The organism is Microbacterium sp. LB12, assembly GCF_037150835.1.
In the GTDB taxonomy this organism is placed as follows: Bacteria; Actinomycetota; Actinomycetes; order Actinomycetales; family Microbacteriaceae; genus Microbacterium.
In genome coordinates this window covers 483,689-506,559 of record NZ_JBBCPF010000001.1, presented here as the reverse complement: position 1 = coordinate 506,559, position 22,871 = coordinate 483,689, and the positions used below count along the sequence as shown (strand labels likewise).

General features: G+C 69.8%; 23 protein-coding genes. 7 read left to right on the top strand and 16 right to left on the bottom strand.

The window, feature by feature from the left end; all coding sequences use genetic code 11:
• Position 1 precedes the first annotated feature (1 nt).
• Entirely contained in the window at positions 2–463 is a 462-nt protein-coding gene (locus WFM69_RS02480) for a MarR family winged helix-turn-helix transcriptional regulator (RefSeq protein WP_337001301.1), read from the bottom strand.
• A gap of 115 nt (positions 464–578) precedes the next feature.
• On the opposite strand from WFM69_RS02480, the gene WFM69_RS02475 reads away from it, so the two are divergent.
• Complete coding sequence (locus WFM69_RS02475) at positions 579–1,775, top strand: MFS transporter (protein ID WP_337001299.1); 1,197 nt, start codon at positions 579–581, stop codon at positions 1,773–1,775.
• A 156-nt stretch (positions 1,776–1,931) separates the two neighbouring features.
• Here WFM69_RS02475 and WFM69_RS02470 read toward each other — a convergent pair whose 3' ends face one another.
• The 8 genes from WFM69_RS02470 to WFM69_RS02435 form a co-directional block, all read right to left on the bottom strand.
• The gene (locus tag WFM69_RS02470; RefSeq protein ID WP_337001297.1) at positions 1,932–2,582 is read right to left on the bottom strand and encodes an MIP/aquaporin family protein; all 651 of its coding nucleotides are present in this window, start codon (positions 2,580–2,582) and stop codon (positions 1,932–1,934) included.
• Between the two features lie 164 nt (positions 2,583–2,746).
• A complete protein-coding gene (locus WFM69_RS02465; RefSeq protein ID WP_337001295.1) occupies positions 2,747–3,328 on the bottom strand; it encodes a cysteine hydrolase family protein in 582 nt (193 codons plus the stop codon).
• A gap of 141 nt (positions 3,329–3,469) precedes the next feature.
• On the bottom strand, positions 3,470–4,240 hold the full coding sequence (locus WFM69_RS02460) for an SDR family NAD(P)-dependent oxidoreductase (protein WP_337001293.1): 771 nt from the start codon (positions 4,238–4,240) through the stop codon (positions 3,470–3,472).
• The gene (locus WFM69_RS02455; protein ID WP_337001291.1) at positions 4,237–4,851 is read right to left on the bottom strand and encodes a nucleoside/nucleotide kinase family protein; all 615 of its coding nucleotides are present in this window, start codon (positions 4,849–4,851) and stop codon (positions 4,237–4,239) included. Before WFM69_RS02455 ends, WFM69_RS02460 begins: the two co-directional genes overlap by 4 nt.
• 72 nt (positions 4,852–4,923) lie before the next feature.
• Positions 4,924–5,931 (bottom strand): sugar ABC transporter substrate-binding protein, encoded by a 1,008-nt coding sequence (locus WFM69_RS02450; protein WP_337001289.1) that lies wholly within the window; start codon positions 5,929–5,931, stop codon positions 4,924–4,926.
• Between the two features lie 56 nt (positions 5,932–5,987).
• The gene (locus tag WFM69_RS02445; RefSeq protein ID WP_337001287.1) at positions 5,988–7,025 is read right to left on the bottom strand and encodes an ABC transporter permease; all 1,038 of its coding nucleotides are present in this window, start codon (positions 7,023–7,025) and stop codon (positions 5,988–5,990) included.
• Positions 7,022–8,521: a sugar ABC transporter ATP-binding protein gene (locus WFM69_RS02440; RefSeq protein WP_337001285.1), complete on the bottom strand. Its 1,500-nt coding sequence runs from the start codon at positions 8,519–8,521 to the stop codon at positions 7,022–7,024. The genes WFM69_RS02445 and WFM69_RS02440 overlap by 4 nt, the downstream gene beginning before the upstream one ends.
• The gene (locus WFM69_RS02435; protein ID WP_337001283.1) at positions 8,518–9,573 is read right to left on the bottom strand and encodes an NAD(P)-dependent alcohol dehydrogenase; all 1,056 of its coding nucleotides are present in this window, start codon (positions 9,571–9,573) and stop codon (positions 8,518–8,520) included. The genes WFM69_RS02440 and WFM69_RS02435 overlap by 4 nt, the downstream gene beginning before the upstream one ends.
• 179 nt (positions 9,574–9,752) lie before the next feature.
• Between WFM69_RS02435 and WFM69_RS02430 the strand changes: the two genes are divergently transcribed.
• Positions 9,753–10,820 (top strand): LacI family DNA-binding transcriptional regulator, encoded by a 1,068-nt coding sequence (locus WFM69_RS02430; protein WP_337001281.1) that lies wholly within the window; start codon positions 9,753–9,755, stop codon positions 10,818–10,820.
• A gap of 23 nt (positions 10,821–10,843) precedes the next feature.
• On the opposite strand, the gene WFM69_RS02425 is transcribed toward WFM69_RS02430, so the two are convergent.
• Genes WFM69_RS02425 through WFM69_RS02415 form a run of 3 tightly spaced genes read right to left on the bottom strand, consistent with a single transcriptional unit; the run spans position 10,844 to position 13,608 of the window.
• Positions 10,844–11,494, bottom strand: coding sequence for a transaldolase family protein (locus WFM69_RS02425; RefSeq protein ID WP_337001279.1), 651 nt, complete (start codon positions 11,492–11,494; stop codon positions 10,844–10,846).
• Positions 11,495–11,503: 9 nt separating this feature from the next.
• Complete coding sequence (gene xylB / locus WFM69_RS02420) at positions 11,504–12,961, bottom strand: xylulokinase (RefSeq protein WP_337001277.1); 1,458 nt, start codon at positions 12,959–12,961, stop codon at positions 11,504–11,506.
• Entirely contained in the window at positions 12,958–13,608 is a 651-nt protein-coding gene (locus tag WFM69_RS02415; RefSeq protein ID WP_337001275.1) for an SIS domain-containing protein, read from the bottom strand. Before WFM69_RS02415 ends, xylB begins: the two co-directional genes overlap by 4 nt.
• Positions 13,609–13,748: 140 nt before the next feature.
• Here WFM69_RS02415 and WFM69_RS02410 point away from each other — a divergent pair, with 140 nt between their 5' ends.
• Both WFM69_RS02410 and WFM69_RS02405 read left to right on the top strand, forming a co-directional pair.
• Positions 13,749–14,699: a sugar-binding transcriptional regulator gene (locus tag WFM69_RS02410; protein ID WP_337001273.1), complete on the top strand. Its 951-nt coding sequence runs from the start codon at positions 13,749–13,751 to the stop codon at positions 14,697–14,699.
• Entirely contained in the window at positions 14,699–15,319 is a 621-nt protein-coding gene (locus WFM69_RS02405) for a hypothetical protein (protein ID WP_337001271.1), read from the top strand. The genes WFM69_RS02410 and WFM69_RS02405 overlap by 1 nt, the downstream gene beginning before the upstream one ends.
• 23 nt (positions 15,320–15,342) lie before the next feature.
• Here the strand turns inward: WFM69_RS02405 and WFM69_RS02400 are convergent, their stop codons facing one another.
• From WFM69_RS02400 to WFM69_RS02390, 3 genes are read right to left on the bottom strand one after another with little or no spacing between them, the layout of a single operon-like run.
• The gene (locus tag WFM69_RS02400) at positions 15,343–16,653 is read right to left on the bottom strand and encodes a xylulokinase (RefSeq protein WP_337001269.1); all 1,311 of its coding nucleotides are present in this window, start codon (positions 16,651–16,653) and stop codon (positions 15,343–15,345) included.
• A gap of 47 nt (positions 16,654–16,700) precedes the next feature.
• Positions 16,701–17,717 (bottom strand): magnesium/cobalt transporter CorA, encoded by a 1,017-nt coding sequence (corA, locus tag WFM69_RS02395; protein WP_337001267.1) that lies wholly within the window; start codon positions 17,715–17,717, stop codon positions 16,701–16,703.
• Positions 17,718–17,754: 37 nt separating this feature from the next.
• Positions 17,755–19,038, bottom strand: coding sequence for a serine hydrolase domain-containing protein (locus WFM69_RS02390; RefSeq protein ID WP_337001266.1), 1,284 nt, complete (start codon positions 19,036–19,038; stop codon positions 17,755–17,757).
• 97 nt (positions 19,039–19,135) lie between these two features.
• On the opposite strand from WFM69_RS02390, the gene WFM69_RS02385 reads away from it, so the two are divergent.
• Positions 19,136–19,450 carry a DUF2470 domain-containing protein gene (locus WFM69_RS02385; RefSeq protein WP_337001264.1) on the top strand — a complete coding sequence of 105 codons (315 nt, stop codon included), beginning with the start codon at positions 19,136–19,138 and terminating at the stop codon, positions 19,448–19,450.
• Positions 19,451–19,521: 71 nt separating this feature from the next.
• Positions 19,522–20,169 carry a biliverdin-producing heme oxygenase gene (locus WFM69_RS02380; RefSeq protein ID WP_337001262.1) on the top strand — a complete coding sequence of 216 codons (648 nt, stop codon included), beginning with the start codon at positions 19,522–19,524 and terminating at the stop codon, positions 20,167–20,169.
• 129 nt (positions 20,170–20,298) lie between these two features.
• Here WFM69_RS02380 and WFM69_RS02375 read toward each other — a convergent pair whose 3' ends face one another.
• Positions 20,299–21,684 (bottom strand): ATP-dependent DNA helicase, encoded by a 1,386-nt coding sequence (locus tag WFM69_RS02375; RefSeq protein WP_337002090.1) that lies wholly within the window; start codon positions 21,682–21,684, stop codon positions 20,299–20,301.
• A gap of 115 nt (positions 21,685–21,799) precedes the next feature.
• Here WFM69_RS02375 and WFM69_RS02370 point away from each other — a divergent pair, with 115 nt between their 5' ends.
• Positions 21,800–22,870 (top strand): hypothetical protein, encoded by a 1,071-nt coding sequence (locus WFM69_RS02370; protein ID WP_337001260.1) that lies wholly within the window; start codon positions 21,800–21,802, stop codon positions 22,868–22,870.
• The last annotated feature ends 1 nt before the right edge of the window (position 22,871 follow it).

Sequence of the window (22,871 nt, the reverse complement as noted above, 5' to 3'; positions counted from 1 at the left end):
CTCACCGCGCGGCGAGCGACGGCAGTGCGACGCCGTGCAGCACCTCGACCACGGGGGCGAGCTCCGGTTGCGTCGCGGCCTCTTCCAGCACCTCGGCGAGCGCGGCATCGTGCAGGGGGCGGGCGCGCTCGTACAGTTTGCGTCCCGCGGGAGTGAGTTCGGTGTAGATGCCGCGGCGGTCGTCGGCGCAGAGGATGCGGGTGAGCAGACCGCGGTCTTCGAGACGGTTCACGAGCCGGGTGGTGGCACTGGGGCTCAGGGCGGCGGCGCGCGCGAGCTGCTGCATGCGCATGTGCCAGCCGTCCTGCCGGTCGAGGGCATCGAGCACGGTGTACTCGACGACCGAGAGCTCCACCGACTCGGCGAGGCTGCGCTCGAGCGCGGACTCGATCAGACCGTGCAGCGCGGCGAGCGTGCGCCACCCCTGGGCACGCACTTCGACGGCGTCGTCACCGATACCCATGGCCATCCTCCGAGATAGTTGCTTGCGCCAGATACTTGCGTGTGCAATCATTATCCTTCGACGCGCAATATGCCGCGTCTGCAAGTATTCCCACCAATGTACCAGGAGAATAGTCATGCCCCTAGGACTGATCGCCCTCGCCATCGGGGCGTTCGGCATCGGACTCACCGAGTTCGTGATCATGGGCCTGCTGCCCGAGGTCGCCCGCGACTTCGGGGTCAGCGAATCCGCGACCGGCTGGCTCATCTCCGGCTACGCTCTGGCCGTCGTCGTCGGTGCACTCGTGCTCACCGCCGCCGCCACCCGCCTCCCCCGCAAACCCGTGCTGCTCGGCCTCATCGTGCTGTTCATCATCGGTAACGTGCTCACCGCCCTCGCCGACGACTACGGGGTCGCGATGCTCGGCCGTATCATCGCCGCCCTCTGCCACGGCGCGTTCTTCGGCATCGGATCCGTCGTCGCCGCAGGCCTCGTCGCCCCGGAGAAGAAAGCCGGTGCGATCGCGATCATGTTCACCGGCCTCACCGCCGCGAACGTCTTCGGCGTGCCGTTCGGCACCTTCCTCGGCCAGGAGCTGGGCTGGCGCTCGACCTTCTGGGCCATCTCCGGTATCGGCGTACTGGCCTTCGCCGGCATCGCCCTGCTCGTCCCGCGCCTCCCCCGGCCGACCGCGCAGGTCAGCCTCCGCAGCGAGCTGGCGGCATTCCGCTCCGGACAGGTGTGGTTCTCGCTCGTCGTCACGATCCTCGCGTTCGGGGGCATGTTCGGCGCCTTCACCTACATCGCCTACACCCTGACCGAGGTGAGCGGCTTCGCGCCTTCGGCCGTCCCGTGGCTGCTCGTGCTGTTCGGCGCCGGACTCGTCCTGGGCAACTGGCTGGGCGGGCGCCTCGCCGACCGCGCCATCGACCGCACTCTGATCATCTTCATCGCCGCGCTCGTCGTCGTCCTGGCGCTCTTCTCCGTGCTCGCGAGCTCCGGGATCGCCACCATCGTCGCCCTGTTCCTCATGGGCGGTTTCGGCTTCGGCACCGTTCCCGGTCTGCAGAGCCGCGTGATGCACTACGCCGGCGGCGCACCGACCCTCGCCTCCGGCGCGAACATCGGCGCGTTCAACGTCGGCAACGCACTCGGCGCCTGGGCCGGCGGCCTCGGCATCTCGGCAGGCTTCGGCTACACCTCGCCCATCTGGATGGGCGCCATCCTCACCGGCATCGCCCTGGTCGTGATGGTCGTCGCGGCCGTGCGCGGCCGCGCCGCCGGCACCCACAAGACAGAGCCCCGCCCCGCCGCGTCCGTGCCCGTCGGCTGACCCCCGCCACTTGTCGGACCGATTCACGGATGTCGGGCGCCTCCCCACAGCATCTCCCGACAGGTGCGCATCTGCCCGACGAGTGAACGCGCGCAGGAACCACAGAAGCGCCGCACCCTCCGAGGAGGGTGCGGCGCTTCGTGCGTAGCGGAGTGATTACTCGGCAGCGGCGATCTTCTTGGCGTCGTCCGTGTTGAGCACGCGGAACAGGAGCGCGGCGATGACGGCGCCGACGACCGGGGCCACGATGTAGAGCCACAGCGAGCTCCACGCGAAGTGGCCGCTCACCGAGAGACCGAGCGCGACGGCCGGGTTGAAGCCACCGCCCGAGATCGAGCCGACCGTGGCCGCACCGACGAAGACGGTCGCACCGATCGCGAGGCCGTAGAAGGAGTTGCCCGCGGTGTCCTTCGACGTGGCGGTGTTGAGCACGACCCACACGAGGATCAGGGTGAAGAGCGCCTCGACGAGGAACGCCGGGCCGACCTCGATGACCATGGCCTTCTCACCGGCGGGCCACACGGCGAGCGCGACGAGCGCGGCCACGGCGCCACCGACGAACTGGGCGATGAGGTAGGCGATGAAGTCGGCGACGCTGAGGCCACCGCGCAGGAACACACCCACGGAGACGGCGGGGTTCAGGTGCGCACCCGAGATGTGACCCGTCGAGTAGACGAGCACCATCAGGGTGAATCCGATCGCGAGCGGCGTCAGCGGGCTGCCGCTGTTCACCGCGGCGATGATCGCGAGGACGAAGAGGAACGTGGCGATCGCTTCTGCGAGCGCCTTACGTGCGGTACCGGTCATGAGAGTGCCCTTTTCTATGGGTTCGAGAGAGGCGGCCGCCCCGTGTGCTAGCGCTTTCCGGCGGTGGCGGCACCGACGATAGCGGGGACTTCCGCGGAGAGACGGGAGGCCGCGCGGTTTTTCTGTGAATTCGCTGTGCAGAGATGCGACACCCGGCGAGACCATCAACTCTGGGCAGCGAGACCTACCAGCTCCCGGGTGCGCACGATCGTCGCGAAGCCGCGGGCGGCGAGGATGCTCTCCGTGCGGCGCAGGATGTCCTCGCCCGATACGGCACTCAACCCCTCGGCGGCGGGAATGGCCGAGGTCGTCGTCGCGTCGGTGACGAACTCGACGTCATAGCCGAGGTCGGCCGCGGCGCGGGCGGTCGTCTCGCAGCACTGCTCGGTGCGGATGCCGCAGATCACGACCCGACCCACCCCCTCGGCCTGCAGCCGCTCGTGCAGGTCGGTCGACGCGAACGCGTTGATCGTGGTCTTCCCGAGCGCCGCCTCCGACTCGCGCGGCCCGAGCTCGTCGATCACGCGCACGAGGCCGGAGGCCGGGTCGAACACTCCGCCGCTTCCCGGGTCGGAGTGCGTGATCCAGAAGACCGGGTCGCCGGCCTCGCGGGCATGCGCGACGAGCAGTGCGATGTTGTCGAGCACGGCGGGATTCGCGGTGGCCGCCCACTCGTCGGCTCGATGGCGGAACGACTCCTGCGCGTCGATCACGAGCAGGGCGGCGGCAGAGGAGGAAGACGTCATGCGCTCATCGTGCCCCGCGCCTCCCCCGCGGGCAAGGCGCAGAACCGCCGAGCATCGCCCGGATCCGGACAGCGCATCCCGGGCACGGAAACGAGCGGGCGCCGCCGAGGAGGAATCCCCGACGGCGCCCGATCCCGCGGCTCAGAACAGCGTGTAGCCGCCGTCGACCACGAGCACGGTGCCCGACATGAAGCTCGCCGCGTCCGAAGCGAGGAACACGACCGAGGGGCTGACCTCGTCGGGCATGGCGTAGCGCTGCTGCGCGGAGTCCTCGATCCAGAAGCGCCGGAACTTCGGCTCGTCGACCGGCGACATGTCGGTCTTGATGTAGCCGGGGGCGACCGCGTTGACGCGCACGCCGGACGGCGCCCACTCCGCCGCGAGCGACTTGGTGAGGTGGTGAACCGCGGCCTTGGACGCGTTGTACGCCGGCTGGAACTGCGGGCGATTGACGATCTGCGCCGAGATCGAGCCGACGTTCACGATCGACCCGGAACCGCGGGCGACCATGTGCCCGCCGACCGCCTGCGACATGCGCCACAGCGCCGTGAGGTTGGTGTCGATCACGTGCGACCACTCGTCGTCGGTGACCTCGAGCGCTGGACGGTGGATGCACGCGCCGGCGTTGTTGATGAGGATGTCGAGTCGGCCGCCCGCGGCCTCGATCGCCTCGGCGGCGATGCGGTCGACGGAGGCGCGGTCGGTCAGGTCGCCGAGCACCACCCACGCCTTGCGTCCGCGCGCCTCGATCTCGGCGGCGACCTCTCGGGCCGCCGCCTCGTCCCGACCGTGCACGACGATGTCGGCCCCGGCCTCGGCGAGGGCGCGCGCGAACTCGCGGCCGAGCCCTCGGGTGGCGCCGGTGACGAGGGCCGTGCGGTCGGTGAGGGCGAACTTGTCCATGACGCTCATGCGTCGTCTCCTTCGGTCAGGGTGATGATCGCGTCGGCCCGGCGGCGGGTCGCGCGGATGAGGACGGCATTGGGGCCGTCGACGTCGGTGGCCCAGCGCACGGCATCGTCGTGGGAGCGGCCGTAGGACTCGTGCCGGGCGACGAGTCGACGGAAGCGGAGGTCTTCCGGTACGTCGATGTACCAGACCTCGTCGAGCAGGGGGCGGATGCTCTCCCATCCGCCGGAGTCGTGGAGCAGGTAGTTTCCCTCGACCACGATCAGGCGGTCGGTGCCGGCGAGGGGCAGGGCGCCGGCGATCGCGGCGTCGAGGTCGCGATCGAAGCGGGGGGCGACCACGTCGTGTCCCGCGCGGAGGCGACCGAGCTGGGCGGCGAAGCCGTCGACGTCGAAGGTCGCGGGCGCTCCCTTCCGGTCGCGCAGCCCGAGGCGGTCGAGATGCTCGTTGGCGAAGTGGAACCCGTCCATCGGGAACACGGGTTCGCCGAGCGCCCCGGCGAGAGTGGATTTGCCGGCACCGGGAGGTCCGACGATCCCCAGCAGAAAGGGCCGGCCGTCGTGGGCGAGCCGTCGCGCGCGGTCACGGGCGTCGTCGATAGCGAGTGCGAGCATCGCGGGGCGTCCTTCCGGGATCAGGGCAGACGTCGGGGGAACGGGCGGGTGCCCGCTCCCCCGACGGTGGTGTCACTTGTCGAGCAGTCCGGCTTCCTTGTACAGGTCGATGTACTCCTGGACGTTGTCCTTCGTGATCAGCGGGTTGCCGATGTCGACGTTCACCTCGTCCTCCGCGCCGGTGAGCAGGTCGTGCACGGCCTTGAGGTTCAGCTGCGCCAGCTCGCGGGCGTTCTGCAGCGAGGTCGCCGTCATGCTGCCCGCCTCGATCAGCAGCACGGCCTCCGGGGTGCCGTCGACGCCATAGGCGAGGATGCCGTCGAAGCCGCCCTTGCCCTTCACGGCCTCGAGTGCGCCGGACGCCATGTTGTCGTTCATCGAGATGATCGCGTCGACCTCGGGGTTGGCGAGCGACCAGTCCTCCATGAGGGTCATGGCCTCGTCCTTGTTCCAGTTCGCGATGTCCTCCGCGACGATCTTCACGTCGGGACGCTTCTCGAAGAACTCCGCCTCCCAGGCGTTGCGACGCGCGGTGCTGTGGAAGTTGCCGGCCGGGCCGTTGAGCACGACGACGTTCGCGTTCTCGGGGATCTCGTCCAGCGCGCGCTCGGCGACGACCGCACCCTGCTTGTACGGGTCGGCGTCGACCGAGTTGCCGCCGGTCAGCCCTTCCACGCGCGGGTTGGTCGTGATGGTCACGATGCCCGCGTCGATCGCCTGCTGGATGTACGGCAGCTGCGCGTCGGCGTTGTTCGCCTGGATGATGATCGCGTCGAACCGGTTGGCGATCGCGTTCTCGATCATCTTGTTCTCGATCTCGTCGTCGGCCTGCCCGTCGAACACCTCGAGCGTGATGTCGTCGTAGTTGCCGGCTTCCGCCTTCATCTCGTTGGCGAGCCACGCGGCGAACGAGTCGGCCTGGGCACGGGCGATGTACGCGACGCGGTACTCGTCCTTGTCCTCGGACTTCCCTCCGCTGCCACCGGTCGGGTTCCCGGTGGTGACGGCGCAGCCGGCGAGGCTGATCGCGACAGCGGCTGCGGCGCCGAGCGCGACGATACTGCGGGTAAGACGCTTCATTGTCTTCTCCTGTTTTCTGTGTGGTGTGTGGTGGAGCGATGCGGAAGGGAGGGGTGTCAGGCTCTCGCCCGACCGCCTCCCGGATCGGACGAGGTTGCTCCGACGGGGAACGGATCCCCCTTGGTGTCGGACTTGAGGATCGTGGTCTTGGCCTTGCCGCGCTTGCTGAAGACGTCGTAGGCGACGGCGACGACGATGATCGCGCCCATCACGATCTGCTGGATGTACGAGCCGATCCCGATGAGGTTCATGATGTTGCCGAGGATGCCGACGATGAGCGCACCGGCGAGCGTGCCGATCACGGTGCCGACGCCGCCGGAGAAGCTGGTGCCACCGATGATCGGCGCGGTGATCGCCTGCAGCTCGTAGCCGACACCGGCGTTCGGGAGACCGGCGTTGACACGCGACATGAAGATGACGCCGGCGATGCCGACCAGGGCGCCGTTGACGAGGAACGCCTGGTACTTCACGCGCTCGACCGAGATGCCGGCGGCACGCGCGGCCTCCTCGTTGCCGCCGACCGCGTAGACCGAGCGGCCGTAACGGGTCTGGTTCATCAGGTACCAGATCACGATCGTCACGCCGATGAGCACCAGCACCGGGATCGGCAGCCAGCCGAGGTTGCCCTGGCCGATCAGCACGAAGTCGCCGAGCTGCAGCACGTTCTGGCCCTGGGTGAGCTCGAGCACGGCTCCGCGGGCCATGAGCATCATGCCCAGCGTGACGATGAACGCCGGGGTCTTCAGCGTCGCCACGAGGAACGCGTTGACGAGGTTGCAGATCATGCCGATCGCGATGCCGGCCAGGATCGCCAGCAGCAGCTGACCGCTCGACTTGTAGACCATGACCGACACGACACCCGCGAAGGCCATCACCGCGCCGGCGGACAGGTCGATCATGCCGCCGATGATCAGCGTCATCGCGCCGAACGCGAGGATCGTGATCACCGACACCTGGCGGAGCACGTTGAACAGGTTGTCCGAGCTCAGGAAGTTCGGGCTCAGGAAGCTCGCCGCGACGATGACGACCAACAGGATGATGTAGATCGAGAAGCGGCTCACCTCGAGTCTCTTCAGGTTGGAGAGCATTTTCATGCCACCTCGATTTCATTCATGGCGTAGGTGAGGATGGTTTCCTGCGAGAACTGATCGGGTGTCAGTTCCGCGGTGAGGCGTCCGGCCGACATCACGTAGATGCGGTCGCACATGCCGATGAGCTCCGGCAGTTCGGAGGAGATCATGAGGATCCCCCGGCCCTGCTTGGCGAGCTCGGTCATGATCTTGTAGATCTCGAACTTGGCTCCGACGTCGATGCCGCGGGTGGGCTCGTCGAGCAGCAGCACCTTCGGGTCGGAGATCAGCCAGCGCGCGAGGAGCACCTTCTGCTGGTTGCCGCCGCTGAGGTTCGCGATGCGCGTCTGCAGGCTCGGCGCCTTCACGTTCAGCTTGTCGAAGTACTCCGTGACGAGCTTCTCCTCGTCGCGGCGCCGGGCGAAGCCGCCGTGGATCACCTTGCGCATGTTGGCGAGGGTGGCGTTCTTCATGATGCTCAGCTGCGGCACGATGCCGACCAGTCGGCGGTCCTCGGAGAGCATCGCGACGCCCGCCTTGATGGCCTGCGTCGGATTCTTGATCTTCACGGTGGCCGTGTCGACCTCGATCTCGCCGGTGTCGAGCTTGTCGAGCCCGAACACGGCGCGGATGACCTCGCTGCGCCCCGCGCCGATGAGCCCGGCCAGGCCGACGATCTCCCCCGCGCGGATGTTCAGATCGATGTCCTCGAACATGTGCGCGGAGGAGAGCCCGGTGGCCCGGAAGACCGTCTCGCCGATCTCGACCTGCTCCTTGGGGTACGACTGGTGGTCGAGGTCGCGGCCGACCATCTGCGCGATGATCTGGCTGGAGCTGATCTCGGCGGTGGGCTGCGAGCTCACCACGGTGCCATCGCGCAGCACGCTGACGTCGTCCGCAAGCTCGAAGACCTCGTCCATCTTGTGCGAGATGTAGATGATCGACTTGCCCTGCGCACGCAGATCGCGGATCTTCGCGAACAGCGACTCGACCTCCTTGTGCGCGATGGCCGAGGTCGGCTCGTCCATGATCAGCACGTCGGCGCTGTGGTAGACGGCGCGGAGGATCTCGAGGGTCTGGATCTCCGACACGGTGAGCGTGCCCAGTCGGCGGTTGATCGAGAAGTCCAGTCCCTCTGCGGCGAGGATGCGACGCGCCTCGCTGCGGATGAACTTCCAGTCGATCTTGCCGTACTTCATCGGCAGGCGACCGAGGAAGAAGCTCTCCGCGATCGTCATGCCCGGCACGTAGTTGAGCTCCTGGGAGATCATCGCGATGCCGCGGGCGCGGGCGTCGATCGGGTTCTTGATCCGCACCTCCTCGCCGCGCACGCTGATCGTGCCGGTGTCGGGCTGGTAGATCCCGTTGATGATCTTCATCAGGGTCGACTTGCCGGCGCCGTTCTCGCCGCACAGGGCGTGGACGGTGCCGGGTCGCACGTCGAACGACACGTCGTCGAGCGCCTTCACGCCGGGGAACGACTTCGAGATCCCCTGCACGGACAGCAGCGTCTCGGTCATGGCGCCTTCCTGACCTCGGGCTCGTCGACCCGGCGCACGCGCGGCAGGACGATGCGCTTGAGCGAGTCGACGGATCCTTCGCCGGAGAGAGCCTCCTCGACCTGCTCGATGCCGTACACGTGGGTGACGAGCGAGTCGAGCTCGACCTGGCCGGACTCCAGGAGCGCCCGCGCGATCGGCCAGGTGCCCGTGTAGCGGAAGATGCCGGTCACGTTCAGCTCGCGCATCGCCACGTCGGGCACGGAGAGGGGGAACTCGTCGGCGCTGCCGACCAGGACCACGGTTCCGCCGGCGCGGGTGGAGCGGATGCCGTTGACGATCGCGGGCGTCGCGCCGGACGCGTCGATGAAGACGTTCGCCTCGAGCTCGACCGTGGATTCGGCGGCGGGGTCGACCACGCGGGCGCCGTAGGAGGCGGCGAGCTCGCGGCGGGCCGGGTTGATGTCGGCCACGACCACGTCGACGGCGCCGAAGGCCCGGGCGACCTGGGCGGCGATGATGCCGATCGGACCGCCGCCGGCGATGAGCACGGTGTCGCCGACCTTGATGCCGCCCTTCTGCGCGGCGGCGATGCCGACCGACAGGGGCTCCATGAGGGCCGCGGCGTGGTCGCTGATCGAGTCGGGTACGTCGTAGGCGAAGTCGTCCTGGATGAGGACGTAGTCGCAGAACGCGCCGTCGATCGGCGGGGTCGCGTAGAACTCCATCTGCGGGCAGAGGTTGTAGTCGCCGGCGCGGCAGAAGTCGCAGCGGCGGCAGGGGCGCTGCGGCTCGACGGCCACGCGCCGTCCGATGCGGGCCGGGTCGACGTCGGCGCCGACCGCGACGATGCGTCCGCTCACCTCGTGCCCGAGGATCATGGGGCTCTCCACGATGTACGGGCCGATGCGGCCGTGCTCGTAGTAGTGCACGTCCGAGCCGCAGACGCCGACGCTCGCGACCTCGATGAGCACCTCGTCGGCGGCGGGAGCGGGAACGGGGCGCTCTTCCAGCACCAGGTCCTTCACCCCTCGCAGCACGCTGGCGGTCATCGTCGACGGGATCTCAGTCATGAGGATCCTTTCTCTCCTGTGAGAACGGGGGTGGTGCGAAGGCTCGTGATCGCTTGAATATTAGAACGTAAATCTTGCAACGTCAACAAAGCTCGTTCCATCCTTGATTTTCCGGCATTTCCGACCCAACGCGAACGCCGACCTGGCAGTTGAAACGTCAAATCGACTAGGCTGAGGAAATGACCAAGACGCCCGGAGCGCCGCCCCCGACGCTGACGAGCATCGCCCGGTCGCTCGGCCTGTCGCCGGCCACGATCTCGAACGTCTACAACCACCCCGAGCGGGTCAGCGACGACGTCAGGGAACGCGTGCTCGCCACGGCCGAAGCCGTCGGCTACGCCGGACCCGACGCCGCCGCCCGCCGCTTCCGTCGCGGCAAGAGCGAGACGATCGGCGTGGTCTTCACCGACGAGATGCCCTTCGCCCTCGCCGACCCGGCCTCGGTCGCCCTGCTCGCCGGGCTCTCGACCACCCTCCAAGAGGCACGACTCAACCTGCTGCTGCTCCCCACCGGCCCCCCGGTCGATGAGTCGCGCGTGTCGAACGTCATGGGCGCGGTCGTGGACGGCTTCGTCTTCTACTCGGTCCCCGAGGGCGATCCGCACCTGCAGGCCGCGCTGCGCCGACGCCTGCCGACCGTGGTCGTCGACGAGCCCCGCGACGACCTCGCCGCCGACTGGGTCGGACTCGACGACCGCGCCGCCGCGGCCGAGCTCGGGCAGTTCCTGGCGCATCTCGGCCACCGCAAGGTCGGCGTCATCACGTCGCGACTCGGACGCACGCGCTACAACGGCCCCGCCGATGAGGACCGCTGGACGCAGGCCGTCTACTCGGTGCAGCGCAACCGCATCGCCGGGCTCCGCGACGGACTCGGCGGCGTGCCGCTGGCGGTCGAGGAGCGGTTCGAGAACGCGGTCGAATCCGGCGCCGCCGCGCTGCTGGCCCTGCGTCAGCGCCATCCCGACCTCACGGCCGTCTGCTGCTTCGGCGACGTGCTCGCGATCGGCGCCCTCGAAGCCGCACGACGCCAGGGACTGAGCGTGCCGGGCGATCTGACGATCACGGGCTTCGACGACATCCCCGAGGCGGGACGCGTCGGCCTGACCACGGTGAGTCAGCCGCTCGTCGAGAAGGGCCGCATCGCCGGCGAGATGCTGTTGAGCAACGCGCTGGCCGAGACCCCGCGTCGGCGCTTCCTGCCGACCTCGCTCGAGGTCAGGGCGACCAGCGGACCACCGCGCGCCTGACCCGCCGCGGCACGGACGGGCGCTCATGACGGCACCGCCTGCGCGCTCGCGGCGACGAGCTCCTCGAACTCCGCGCTCGCCGCGAGGGTGAGCGCGTCTTCGAACAGCGCCTGCGCGACGGCGGGCGCGAGCGTGAGGTCGTGGGCGCCGGCGGCGGCGACTGCGGCCACCTGGTCGGGCGAGCGCAGGCTCGCGGCGAGCACGCGCACGCTCGGCACACTGCGGACGATCTCCCCGACGAGCGCGATGCCGTCACGGCCGTTCTCGCTCGCCCTGCCCACGTACGGCGCGATCTCCTGCGCACCGGCGGCCGCGGCCAGCAGCGCCTGCGCCGGGTGGTACACCGCGGTGACGAGCACTTCGCGCCCGGCGTCGGTCAGTTCGCGGGCCACGGTGAGCGCGCTGGCCGTCGCCACGAGCTTGATCACGACGTCGTCACCCAGGTCGGCGATGCGCTGTGCGGTCACGCGCAGCTCGTCGACCGTGGTGCCCGTCGCCTGGGCGTAGAAGCGCGTCACTCCCCGCGCTCGCAGCCACGCGGCGAGGTCGGGCAGGTCGGCTGCCGTGAGTCCGGCGCGACCGAGGATCGCCGGGTTGGTGGTGACACCGGCGAACAGCCCGGTCGAGAGAAGGGGCTCGAGCTGGTCGCGGTCTGCGCTGTCGATGTAGAGCATCGGATTCTCCTAGAAACGGTCGCCGTCGGCCTGCAGGTCGGCGAGACGGAGGTAGCGGTCCCAGACGTCGCTGCGGTCGGCGAGGGGTTCGGTGACCGAGGTGACCTCGGGGCGCCAGGCGGCGGTCACGGCGGCGACCGTCTCACCGCGCACGACGGCAGCGGCCTGGATCGCGGCCCCACGCGCCGTGCCCTCCGGAGCATCCACGGTGTGCACCGCGCGACCCGTGAGGTCGGCGATGATCTGCCGATACGCCTGCGAGCGGGCACCGCCGCCGATCGCGATCGTGCGACCGGTCACGGCGATGCCGAGGTCGGCGAGCGCACGCTCCCCGCGGACGAGGCCGAGCGCGACGCCCTCGAACGCGGCGAGCGCCAGCTCCTCACGGCTCGTCGCCGTGCTGAGGCCGGCGAGCATGCCGCGCGCCGAGGGCAGCCGCGGGGAGCGTTCTCCGTCGAGATAGGCGGCGAGCACGGGGCGTTCGGGGTCGAGCGGCGCAGCGAGGGCGAGCGCGGTCAGCTCGGTATGCCCCACCCCGAGCAGGCGGGCGATCGTGTCGGTGACCTTGGTCGCGTTGAGCGTGCAGACGAGCGGGAGGTATCCGCCCGTGACGTTGGCGACGCCGTCCACGGATCCCGTGACATCGACCACGGGATCCGGGGTGGTCGCGAACACGACGCCCGAGGTGCCGAGACTGTAGGCGATGTCCCCCTCGCCGAGGCCGATGCCCTGTGCCGCGAGGTGCTGGTCGCCCCCGCCCGCGCCGACCAGTGCCGCAGGATCGATGCCGAGCTCCGCCGCGGCAGCCGCAGTGATCCGACCGGCGACCTCGTCGGGTGCGAGCACCTCGGGCAGCAGGGGCGCCCAGTCGCGTTCGCCGATGACCTCATCGAGGATGTCGGTGCGCCAGCGGCCGGTGTCCGCCGAGAAGTACCCGGTGCCGGAGGCGTCCGACCGATCCGTGACGTGGCGGCCGGTGAGGCGGTAGGTGAGCCAGTCGTGCGGCACGGCGAGATGGCGGGCAGCGGCAAGGGTCTCGGGCTCGGTCTCGGCGAGCAGCGCCAGCTTCGACACGGTGATCGCGGCGGAGGGCACGATCCCGATCTGCTGCGCCCACCACGAGGCGGGGTGCCGTTCGAGGAGGGCTGCGGCCTGCGGGCCCGAGGTGGTGTCGTTCCACAGGCGCGCCGGGCGCAGTACACGACCGGCCTCGTCCGAGACGACGAGTCCGTGGCACTGCGCGCCGACGCTCACGCCGACGATGCGCACGTCCACGTCGCGACGCGCGTCGGCCATCGCCGACACGAGCGCCTGCCACCACGACTCCGGGTCCTGCTCGCTGACCGGAGGGTGCGTGACCGGGTGTGGGGCGCGCCCCGTGGAGACCAGGGCGCCCGTGGCGAGGTCGCGCAGTTCGACCGTGCACGACTGGGTGGAGCTGTCGACTCCGGCGACCACGTCGATCATCGGGTCGCCTCCTGGTACGCCGGGATGACGATGCGGAGCGGATCGGTCGGCAGATCCTCGAGGCGGCCGACCGCGCCCGCGGGGTGCGTGGTCATGAACTCGGCCCAGGTGTATCCGCGGCCGCGCATGAGAACCTCGGCGAGCGCGTCGCCCCAGGCCGACTGCGCGATGGTGATGCCGGTCGCGACGATGCCACCGATGTCGGCGGAGGGGTGCACGGCGACGGCGACGCTGTGGTCGGCCAGCTGCGCGAGGGGCGTCTGGTGGCTGCGGGAGAGCGAGATGACGCGGGCGCCGCGGCCGCGGGCGATGCGGGCGAGCTGCACGACCTCGTCGGATGCTCCCCCGTTCGAGATGAGCAGCACCACGTCGTCGGCGGCGATCGCACCGGATGCGCCGTGCAGCCCGTCCATGGGCGAGAAGGGCAGCGAGGGGGTGCCGGTCACGGAGAGGATGTGCGCCATCCGTCGGGCGACCGTGCCCGAAGTGCCGGAGCCGCCGATGAAGAGCTTGCCGGTGCCGGCGAGGATCAGCGAGGCCGCCGTGACGAGGGAGTCGTCGACCGTGTCGATCAGCGCGGCCACCGCGTCTGCCTCCGCCTGGAGCCGACCGCGCGCTACCGCGAGGATGTCGTCATTGACCGTCAACACTTACTCCTTCGATCGCGCGATGGAATCAGTCGCGCTCATCTGTGATGCTTGGATGTACGTTTGAGCATAGGAAGTTCTCCGCGCCGAGGGAAAGGCAGACGTCACATATGTCACAGTTTCGTGATTTCGACGCTCAAATGAGCGAGGTCTCGACGAGCATGGACCACGATCGCGCCCTCATGGCCGCGGTCGCCCGGGCGCACTACCTCGAAGACCGCTCGCGCGTGGACATCTCGGACGCCCTGGGCATCTCCCGGTTCAAGGTGGCGCGCCTACTCACCCGCGCGCGTGAAGAGGGCGTCGTCACGATCGAGATCCACGACTGGGGACTGCCCGACGTCGAGCTGAGCCAGCGCCTGCAGGACAAGCTCGGCCTGGACCGCTGCCTCGTGGTGCGCTCGCACGGCGACGACGACTCCGTACGCCGCCAGATCGGCGGCGCCGCGGCCCGCGCCCTCAGCGAGAGCCTGCACGAGGACGAGGTGCTCGGCGTCACCTGGGGCCGCACCCTCACCGCCACCGTCAGCCAGTTCGACCACCTCCCCCGGCTGTCGATCGTGCAGCTCACCGGCGTCGTGGCCGGCGACCTGGCGTCATCGCCCATCGAGGTCGTGCGGCAGACCTCGCGACGCTCCGGTGGCGACGTCTACCCGATCTTCTCTCCCCTGATCGTCGACGACGTCGAGACCGCCAAGAGCCTCCGACGACACCCCGACATCCGCTCCGCGATGGACCTGTTCCCTGCCGTCACGACGGCACTGCTCTCGGTCGGCGCCTGGAATCCGCCGGTGTCGCAGGTGCGCGACGTGCTGCCGATCGACGACCTCGCGAACGCCCTGAGCAAGGGATGCGTGGCCGACATCGCCGGCATCCTGATCCGGGACGACGGGACCCCGGTCGATGCGGACTTCCAGGATCGCTGCGTCAACATCTCCTACGAGCAGCTGCAGAAGGTGCCGCGGGTCGTCGCGGTCGCCGGTGGAGCCGCGAAGGCCGACGCGATCCGCACGGTGTCGCGCGTAGGACTCATCACCGAGCTGTTCACCGACCACGCGCTCGCCGAGGCCGTGCTGGCGGAGGACAACTGATGCGGATCGCCGGGTCGCTCTGGTCCGTCCCCGCGGACGACCGCCTGGCCACTGCGCTGCGGCTGCGCGACGCCGGTCTGCGCCGCCTGCACTGGGACGCCACCGACGGCAGCTTCGCGGCAGCCGGCGGGTTCACCCCGGCCTCCGCGTCCGAGCTCGCCGCGGCGACCGGGCTCTCCGCCGAGGCACACGTGATGGCACACCGCTCCGCCCGCGACGTCGATGCCTGGGCCGAGTTCTGCGACCTCGTCATCGTGCACATCGAGAGCGACGACTGGGGGGACGCGATCGACCGCATCGTGCGGCGCGGTACCACCCCGGGCCTCGCCGTCTCGCCGCAGACGCCTGCGGCCGCGGTCCCCGCCGACGTCGCGGTGCTGTGCATGTCGATCGTGCCCGGTCAGGCCGGAAGCGCCTTCGACACGGCGGTGTTGGGCAAGCTCACCGCACTGCGCACCGCATCGCCCGCGCGCCTCCTCGGGGTCGACGGCGGCGTGCGACGCGAGCACGCGGAAGCACTCGCGGCGGCGGGCGCCGACTGGGCGGTCGTCGGCACCGATCTCGTGTTCGACACCGACGGCGCCTGGGCCGACCTGCTCGGGTCCCCAACGCCCGCCTGAGCGCGCGCGGCGGACGCCGGAGGCTACGTCGCGGCCGGCAGCTCGAGGCCGAGCGTCCGCGCCGCCTGTCGGGCCATCCCCCAGGCGACGTACTCGCCGGCGGGAGGCGCCGTCATCGGGATGTCGAGGATGGCGGGGGCGAGCGCGCGCACGGCAGCCGACCGCGCACCGCCACCGATCAGGATGCCGCGCTCGGTCGGCACCCCGAGGTCGCGGATCGCGTTGAGACCGTAGAGCAGCCCGCCGAGCACACCCTCGTACGCCGAACGGGCGAGGTTCTCCCGCGTGGTCGACGCCAGAGTCAAGCCGGACAGCGTCCCGGTCGCATCCGGCAGGTTCGGAGTCCGCTCCCCTTCGAGATACGGCTTCAGCACGAGGCCGCCGGCACCGGGTGTCGAGGCCAGTGCGAGTCGACTCAGCTCGTCATGGCTCACGGCCAGGAGCGTCGCAAGCGTGTCGAGCACCCGTGCCGCGCTGAGCGTCGCGACGAGCGGCAGGTACCCGCCGGTCGCATCGGCGAAACCGGCGACCGTGCCGGAGGGGTCGATCGTGCGGTGCGCGCTGGTCGCGAAGACCGTTCCACTGGTGCCGATCGAGACCACCACGTCGCCCACCCGGGCGCCGAGGCCGAGCGCGGCACCGGCGTTGTCGCCCGAACCCGGCCCCACCGATCGGCCCTCCGCATCGTCGAGGGCGGCGTCGTGTGCGAGCACCCGGGGAAGCACCGCGTCGTGGCCCAGCGCCTCCCCGAAGAGCTCCCGGTCGTACCCGGCATCCGTCCAGTACCCGGTTCCGGACGCCTCCGAACGGTCGGTCACCAACTCATCCAACGCGGCACCGCGGGGCGCACCCGGCCCGAATCCGCGCAGTCGCCACGTCAGCCAGTCGTGTGGCAGGGCGACGGCACCGACCCGACGCGCGTGCTCCGGTTCGTTCTCCTGCAGCCACCGCACCTTGGTGAGGGTGAACGAGGGCACCGGCACGAGACCGGTGCGCTCGGCGAGCGCCGTGGCACCGTACTCGGCGATCAGCGCGGATGCCGCGTCCGCCGAACGCATGTCGTTCCAGAGCAGCGCCGGGCGCACGACCCGTCCGTCGTCGTCCAGCGCCACCATCCCGTGCTGCTGGCCGCTGATCGCCCAGGCTCGCACGTCGTCGAGACCACCCGCCGCGGCGATGGCGGACTGCAGCGCCCGCCACCAGTCCTCGGGGTCGACCTCGGTTCCCTGCGGATGTGCCGCACGGCCTTCCCGGACGATGCGACCCGACGTCACTTCGGCGATGACGACCTTGCACGACTGAGTCGAGGAGTCGATTCCCGCCACGAGTGCCATGCTGCGATCATCCCATGCGCGGGTTCGCACCCCGCCCGAGGATCCGGCTAGAGCCAGTCCTTGCGCTTGAAAACGGCGTACAGCACGAAGGCCAGCACGACCATCAGCGCCAGCGCCATCGGGTACCCGAGCAACCAGTGCAGTTCGGGCATGTGGTCGAAGTTCATGCCGTAGATGGTGCCGACGAGGGTCGGTGCGAAGAAGATCGCCGCCCACCCCGAGATCTTCTTGACCTCGTCGTTCTGGCGGATGCTCAGCTCCGTCATCCGACGCATCTCCTCGTTCTGCCGACGCGCCACGATGGTGGATTCCACCGTGAGGGCGTTGTCGAGCACCGAACGGTAGGCCGTCGCCCTGTCGACGACGCGCAGGGCATGATCGAGCACGTTGCGCAGGTAGCGCTTCATCTCATCGTCGACCTTGTAGCGATCCGCTCCCCCGAGCAGCACTTCCAGGATCCCCGTCAACGGCTGCGTGGCGTGCTGGAACGCGATGACCTCCCGGCCCAGGTCGTAGATGCGCTGGGTGGCGTCGGTGCCCTCTTCGAAGAGCTGGCTCTCGATCTCGTCGATGTCGTTCTCGAGTCCGGCGAGGACCGGCGTGTACTCGTCGACCACCTCGTTGAGGATCGCGTACATCACGGCCAGCGGGCCGAGCGCGAGCAGCGCGGGATCCGCTTCCATGCGCTGCCGCACGCGGGCGAGATCAGGCGACTCGGCGTGCCGGATCGTCACCACGAAGTCGGGACCGATGAGCACGTGCACCTCGCCGAACTCGACCTCCTCGGTCGCGTCGATGTAGCGGGCAGGGCGCAGCACCAGGAACAGCACGTCGCCGTAGCGTTCGAGCTTCGAGCGCTGATGCCCCGAGAGCGCGTCCTCCACGACCAGGGCGTGGATGCCGAACTCGTCGGCCACCTCGCGGATCTCTTCCTCGCTCGGCCGGTAGAGGCCGATCCAGCCCATGCCGCCGCGTTCCCGCATGCGCTCGAACGTCTCGCCGAGGCTCTGCGGATTCGCGGTGCGCACACCGTCCACGTAGATCGCGTTGTCGATGATCGCCATCGTCGCTCCTTCGCGCGGCTGCCGGATCAGGCCGAGTTCACTCCGCGGCGGGCGGCGCCGCGCACGGGAGCGCCGCGTCGATCGTGGCCTGGTGGTACTGCTCCGCCGTGAACGGGAGGCCGAACTCGGGAGCCGTCTGACCCGCTGCCGCCGGGGCCTTCGAGGCGATCGCCGCGAGCTCCCATGCCAGCTGCTGGGCGAAGACCGCGCCCTGCGTGGAATCGTTCAGGACGACCGCCACCGTGAATCCGGTCGTGGGGTCGGAGTAGGCGGCCGTCGCGTAGCCGGGCGTCCAGCCCTGCTGGCCGATCATCGATCCCGCGAGGAAGCCGCCGCCCGTGGCCTGGTACCACGACGCGGCGCCGTCGGCCGCGGGGAGTGGAGCGCCGAAACGATCGGGCTTCTCCTTCGTGCGCAGCACCTGTGCCGCTTCGGCCTGTGCGTAGCGGCCGAGGTCGGTGATCGTCGACACGACCCCGGAATCCGTGAAGCCGGTGCTGGAGGACATCTTCGTGATGTCGACCGGAGCCGCGCAGTCGAACCCGCCCTCGACCGGGTTGAGGTAGTGCCCCTTCATCGCCGTGCCGGGACCGGGCGCCGCGGCGGCCGGCGCGGGAAGCGACGTGCTCGTGAGATCGAGCGGCCCGGTGACGTACTTCGCGATCAGCTCGGATGCGGTTAGCCCGGTGGCGCGCTCGAGGGCGAGCCCGAGCAGGAGGTACCCGGCGTCCGAGTCACGGTAGGTGCCGGGTGCCACGCGCGCGGCCGCCAAGCCGGAGCCGGCCAGCTCCAGGGGAGCCCACACGCGATCGGGCGTGTTCTGCCAGGCCGGCTTCACCCGATCCTGCGAGGAGCCGATACCGGCGGTGCCGTTGCACAGGTCGAGAAGGGTGACGTCCTTCAGGTCGGCGACGCCGGAGACGTAATCGGGCACGGGGGCGTCGAGCTTGATCGTGCCCTCGTCGGCGAGGGCGTACAGCACATCGCAGGTCATCAAGCGAGTCACGTCCGCGATGCGGAACGACATGTCGGTCGAGATCGCCGCGCCGCCGTCGCGGTCCTGCGTACCGACGCCGGCCACCCAGCTGCCGCTCCACGGCACCCAGACGCCGACGATGGCACCGGTCGCACCCGATGCGGCCCTCGCCTCGTCGACCGCGGCCTGCATCGCGGCGACCATGTCGTCGGGGAGCGCACCGTCGACCTGGGCGGGTGGCGTGTAGGTGAAGGAGTCTTCGGACGAGCATCCGGTGAGGACGAGAGCGAGCACGGCCGCCGTGGCCGCTGCGGCGCGCCACCGGCGCGACGAGAGAAGCTGCATGGAAGAAACCCCCGAAGATGTGTCTCCCGATTCTAGGGCGCGGATGCTGAAAGCCCGCCCCGCGCCCGTTCCTCGCCGTCCGCGTATGGTTGTGGACGTGCCCCACACCTTCGATGCCGACGTGATCACTGCTGTCCTGCGCCACATGAACGGCGACCACACCGATGACAATCTGCTCATCGCGCGCGCCTTCGCGGAGTCGTCCGACGCCGAGATCACCGAGTCCGTGATGACCGGGTTCGACGGGGACGCCGGCGTGTGGGAGATCACCCGTGACGGCGCGGTCTCCGAGCTGCGCGTGCCGTGGCCCGGCGGGCCCATCGCGGACCGCCCCGCCGTGCGTCGCGAGGTCGTCGCGCTCTATGACGCGGCGTGCGCACGCCTCGGCGTCGAGCCCCGCCCGCACGCCTGAGTCCACTCCCGCGGGAGACGGGCGGAGACGCCGACTTCCGGAACTGGTAAGGCGACCCTTACACTGGCTTCATGCCCGAGATCCTCTCCTTCTCCGCCGCCCTGCGCGAGCGCTCGTCCGGATCGCACTCCCGCAGTGAGACCGCCGGATTCATGTCCGACCTCCTGAAGGGTGAGGGCTCCCGCGAGGACTACATCGCCCTCGTCGCTCAGCACTACTTCATCTACGAGGCCCTCGAGGGCGCCGGCGACCGGATGCGGCAGGACCCGGTGGCAGCGGTGTTCATCAGCGACAAGCTGACCCGCCTGCCCGCCCTGGAGGCCGACCTCGAGTTCCTGCTCGGTGCGGACTGGCGTGACCAGATCGTCGCGCTCCCCACCACGCAGCGCTACGTCGAGCGCATCAACCAGGTCGGCGCCACGTGGGCGGGCGGCTTCGTCGCGCACCACTACACGCGCTACCTCGGCGACCTCTCGGGCGGCATCTTCATCGGCCGTGTGATGGCCCGCCGCTTCGGCTTCGAGACCAACGGCATCGGGTTCTACCTGTTCGACGACATCGCCGACCCCGCCGCGTTCAAGGACGTCTACCGCGAGCAGCTCGACGCCGCCCCGTGGGACGAGGCCGAGCGCGAGCGCGTGATCGACGAGGTGCTCCTCGCCTACCGCTTCAACACCGAGCTGTTCGAAGACCTCGACCGCGCCCGCGCGGCCGCCTGACCCGCGGTCTCGCGCCCCCTCCGCCGACGTCGCGCGCGCACCCCGCCGCCGACCCACCCCCTCGTGCTCGACCCACCCCGTTGCGCCCGCCCGCACGGGGTGGCTCGAGCGAAAAGGGGTGGGTCGGCCTCAGGAGGTCGGCAGCTCGGGGGTCGATGCGGCGAGCCAGGCGTCGCGCATGAACCGACGCACGTCCTCGTCCACGCGGATGTCGCGGGGCCGCAGATCCCGCGACAGATAGAGTCCCTCCAACGAGGTGAGCCGGCTGAGCGCCACGTACGTCTGACCCGGCGCGAACGCCCCGGAGCCGAGGTCGATGATCGCGCGCTCGTAGGTCTTGCCCTGTGACTTGTGGATGGTCACGGCCCAGGCGAGTCGCAGCGGGAACTGCGTGAACTCGGCGACCACGTCACGGGTGAGCTTCTTGCTGTTCTGGTCGTAGGCGTAGCGGAAACGCTCCCAGACGGCGGGCTCGACGTCGACCTCCTCGCCGTCGATGTCGACCCGCACCGCGCTGCCGAGGATGCGGACGACCGTGCCGATCGTGCCGTTCACCCACCGCGGGGGCTCTCCGGACATCGCGGTGTCGTTGCGCAGGAACATCACCTGCGCGCCGACCTTGAGCTTCAGCTCGGATTCGGCGGGCAGCGACGCCTCACCGCGCCCGAAATCGCCGCTGACCTCGGCGCGAGCCGTCTGCTCCTTGCCGGGCAGCGCCGCCAGGTGCCGGCTGTTGATGCTGTTCACGATGTCGTTGCGGGTGGCGAGCGTGATCATCGGCACCTCGCCGGGCTCCGGCTCCGGGGGTGTGCGCGCGCCCTGCGTGTTCAGCACCCCGGCGATCTCCGCGGTCACGCGCCCGTAGCGCACGGCGTTCAGCATCGACTTGAAGCCGTCGTCGGACTGGCGGTGGATCTGCACCAGCTCGCGCACGTGCAGCTCGGCACGGGTGTCGACCTGGAACAGACCCTCCTGATCGGAGATCCCCGACCCGCCGGACCACACCTTCGCATCGAAGAACCAGAACGATCGATAGTGATCCGCCACATAGCGCGCCTCATCGCCGCGCGGCGGGACGGGCGCGAGCTGGTACGGGTCGCCGAACATGACGACCTGCACGCCGCCGAAGGGTTCGCCGCGACGCCCGCGGGCCTGGCGCAGCGAACGGTCGATCGCGTCCATCAGGTCGGCGTTGACCATCGAGATCTCGTCGATCACGAGCGTCTCGATGGCGTTCAGGATGCGTCGGGTCGCGTCGTTCTGGTCGATGTCGGCGTCGCCGATGAGGCCGATCGGCAGCCGGAACAGCGAGTGGATCGTCTGTCCTTCGACGTTGAGCGCCGCGACGCCGGTCGGTGCGCAGATCGCGATCTGCTTCTTGGTGTTCCACGCGAAGTGCTGCAGGAGCGTCGACTTGCCGGTGCCCGCACGCCCGGTGATGAACACGTGCTCGCCGGTGTCCTCGATCAGCCGGAACAGCTCCTGCTGCTCGTCGGACAGGGCGGGAAGGGACACGGCACTCACAGGGGCAGCGGGCGGAAAACGGGGCGCCACCCATGCTACGTCCCGGCATCGGCTCGTGGCCGCCGACGCTCGGCGTCCCCTCAGGACGCCCTCCTAGACTGACGCCATGGACCGGGCACGTGCGAGCGCGCCCCGGCGCACGCGCCTGGGGGTCGATCTGGCGATGCTCACCGTCGTCGGCCTGATGCTCGTCGCCGCTGTCGGTGCCGGCGGTGCGACGCTGTACCAGCAGTTCTACGGTCCGTCTGCTTTCGTGGTCCGCTACCTGGATCTGCTCTCCTCGGGCCGCGCGGCCGACGCGCTGCAGGTTCCCGGCGTGGCGCTCGAGCGGGAGACCCTGGAGAAGGCCGGGATCTCCCCCGCCGCGTCCGAGGCGATGCTCCGTCGCGCAGCGCTCGCGCCGCTGAGCGACGTGAAGGTGGAGTCCGAGAAGCCGGCCAAGGGCGGAACCGCGGTCACGGTCAGCTACGAAGCGGGGGGACATGCCGGCACCACCACGTTCCTCGTGGATCAGGCGGGTTGGGCGGGCGTGACGCCGAACTGGCGCTTCACGACCAGCCCACTGGCCGTCGTCGACCTCACGGTGCGCGGCGCCGACCGATTCTCGATGAACGGCTTCGAGGTCGACCGGAGGCAGGTCTCCGCCGCCGGAGCCGAAGCCGGCGCACTCGATCCGCTGCCGCTGCTGGTGTTCACGCCCGGGCTGTACTCGGTGTCGGTGAAGACGCCGATCTCGACCGCATCCGGCTTCGGCGTGCTCGCCGACACGCCCCTCGCCGTCACCCCGCTCGACGTGCAGACCACGCCCACGCCCGAGTTCGTCGAGGTCGTGCAGCAGCGGGTCGAGGAGTTCCTCACAAAATGCACCGAGCAGGAGGTGCTCCAGCCGACCGCCTGCCCGTTCGGTCGCATCATCACCAACCGGCTCTCCTCCGCACCCGAGTGGTCGATCGTCACGCAGCCGACGGTGACCGTCACTCCGGATGACGGCGGGTGGCAGATCCCGCCCACCGACGCGGTCGCGCACCTCGATGTCGACGTCCGCTCACTGTTCGATGGCTCCGTCGAGCCGATGTCGGAAGATGTGCCCTTCCAGGTGAACGGCACGATCGTGATCCTGCCCGACGGCACGGCCTCGATCCGCATCGGCACCCCCGGCGACCCGCCCGAGGACTGAA

Coding starts and splice junctions, on each gene's coding strand:
- WFM69_RS02480 (WP_337001301.1), bottom strand. CDS start 463: ATGGGTATCGGTGACGACGCCGTCGAAGTGCGTGCCCAGGGGTGGCGC.
- WFM69_RS02475 (WP_337001299.1), top strand. CDS start 579: ATGCCCCTAGGACTGATCGCCCTCGCCATCGGGGCGTTCGGCATCGGA.
- WFM69_RS02470 (WP_337001297.1), bottom strand. CDS start 2,582: ATGACCGGTACCGCACGTAAGGCGCTCGCAGAAGCGATCGCCACGTTC.
- WFM69_RS02465 (WP_337001295.1), bottom strand. CDS start 3,328: ATGACGTCTTCCTCCTCTGCCGCCGCCCTGCTCGTGATCGACGCGCAG.
- WFM69_RS02460 (WP_337001293.1), bottom strand. CDS start 4,240: ATGAGCGTCATGGACAAGTTCGCCCTCACCGACCGCACGGCCCTCGTC.
- WFM69_RS02455 (WP_337001291.1), bottom strand. CDS start 4,851: ATGCTCGCACTCGCTATCGACGACGCCCGTGACCGCGCGCGACGGCTC.
- WFM69_RS02450 (WP_337001289.1), bottom strand. CDS start 5,931: ATGAAGCGTCTTACCCGCAGTATCGTCGCGCTCGGCGCCGCAGCCGCT.
- WFM69_RS02445 (WP_337001287.1), bottom strand. CDS start 7,025: ATGAAAATGCTCTCCAACCTGAAGAGACTCGAGGTGAGCCGCTTCTCG.
- WFM69_RS02440 (WP_337001285.1), bottom strand. CDS start 8,521: ATGACCGAGACGCTGCTGTCCGTGCAGGGGATCTCGAAGTCGTTCCCC.
- WFM69_RS02435 (WP_337001283.1), bottom strand. CDS start 9,573: ATGACTGAGATCCCGTCGACGATGACCGCCAGCGTGCTGCGAGGGGTG.
- WFM69_RS02430 (WP_337001281.1), top strand. CDS start 9,753: ATGACCAAGACGCCCGGAGCGCCGCCCCCGACGCTGACGAGCATCGCC.
- WFM69_RS02425 (WP_337001279.1), bottom strand. CDS start 11,494: ATGCTCTACATCGACAGCGCAGACCGCGACCAGCTCGAGCCCCTTCTC.
- xylB (WP_337001277.1), bottom strand. CDS start 12,961: ATGATCGACGTGGTCGCCGGAGTCGACAGCTCCACCCAGTCGTGCACG.
- WFM69_RS02410 (WP_337001273.1), top strand. CDS start 13,749: ATGAGCGAGGTCTCGACGAGCATGGACCACGATCGCGCCCTCATGGCC.
- WFM69_RS02405 (WP_337001271.1), top strand. CDS start 14,699: ATGCGGATCGCCGGGTCGCTCTGGTCCGTCCCCGCGGACGACCGCCTG.
- WFM69_RS02400 (WP_337001269.1), bottom strand. CDS start 16,653: ATGGCACTCGTGGCGGGAATCGACTCCTCGACTCAGTCGTGCAAGGTC.
- corA (WP_337001267.1), bottom strand. CDS start 17,717: ATGGCGATCATCGACAACGCGATCTACGTGGACGGTGTGCGCACCGCG.
- WFM69_RS02390 (WP_337001266.1), bottom strand. CDS start 19,038: ATGCAGCTTCTCTCGTCGCGCCGGTGGCGCGCCGCAGCGGCCACGGCG.
- WFM69_RS02380 (WP_337001262.1), top strand. CDS start 19,522: ATGCCCGAGATCCTCTCCTTCTCCGCCGCCCTGCGCGAGCGCTCGTCC.
- WFM69_RS02370 (WP_337001260.1), top strand. CDS start 21,800: ATGGACCGGGCACGTGCGAGCGCGCCCCGGCGCACGCGCCTGGGGGTC.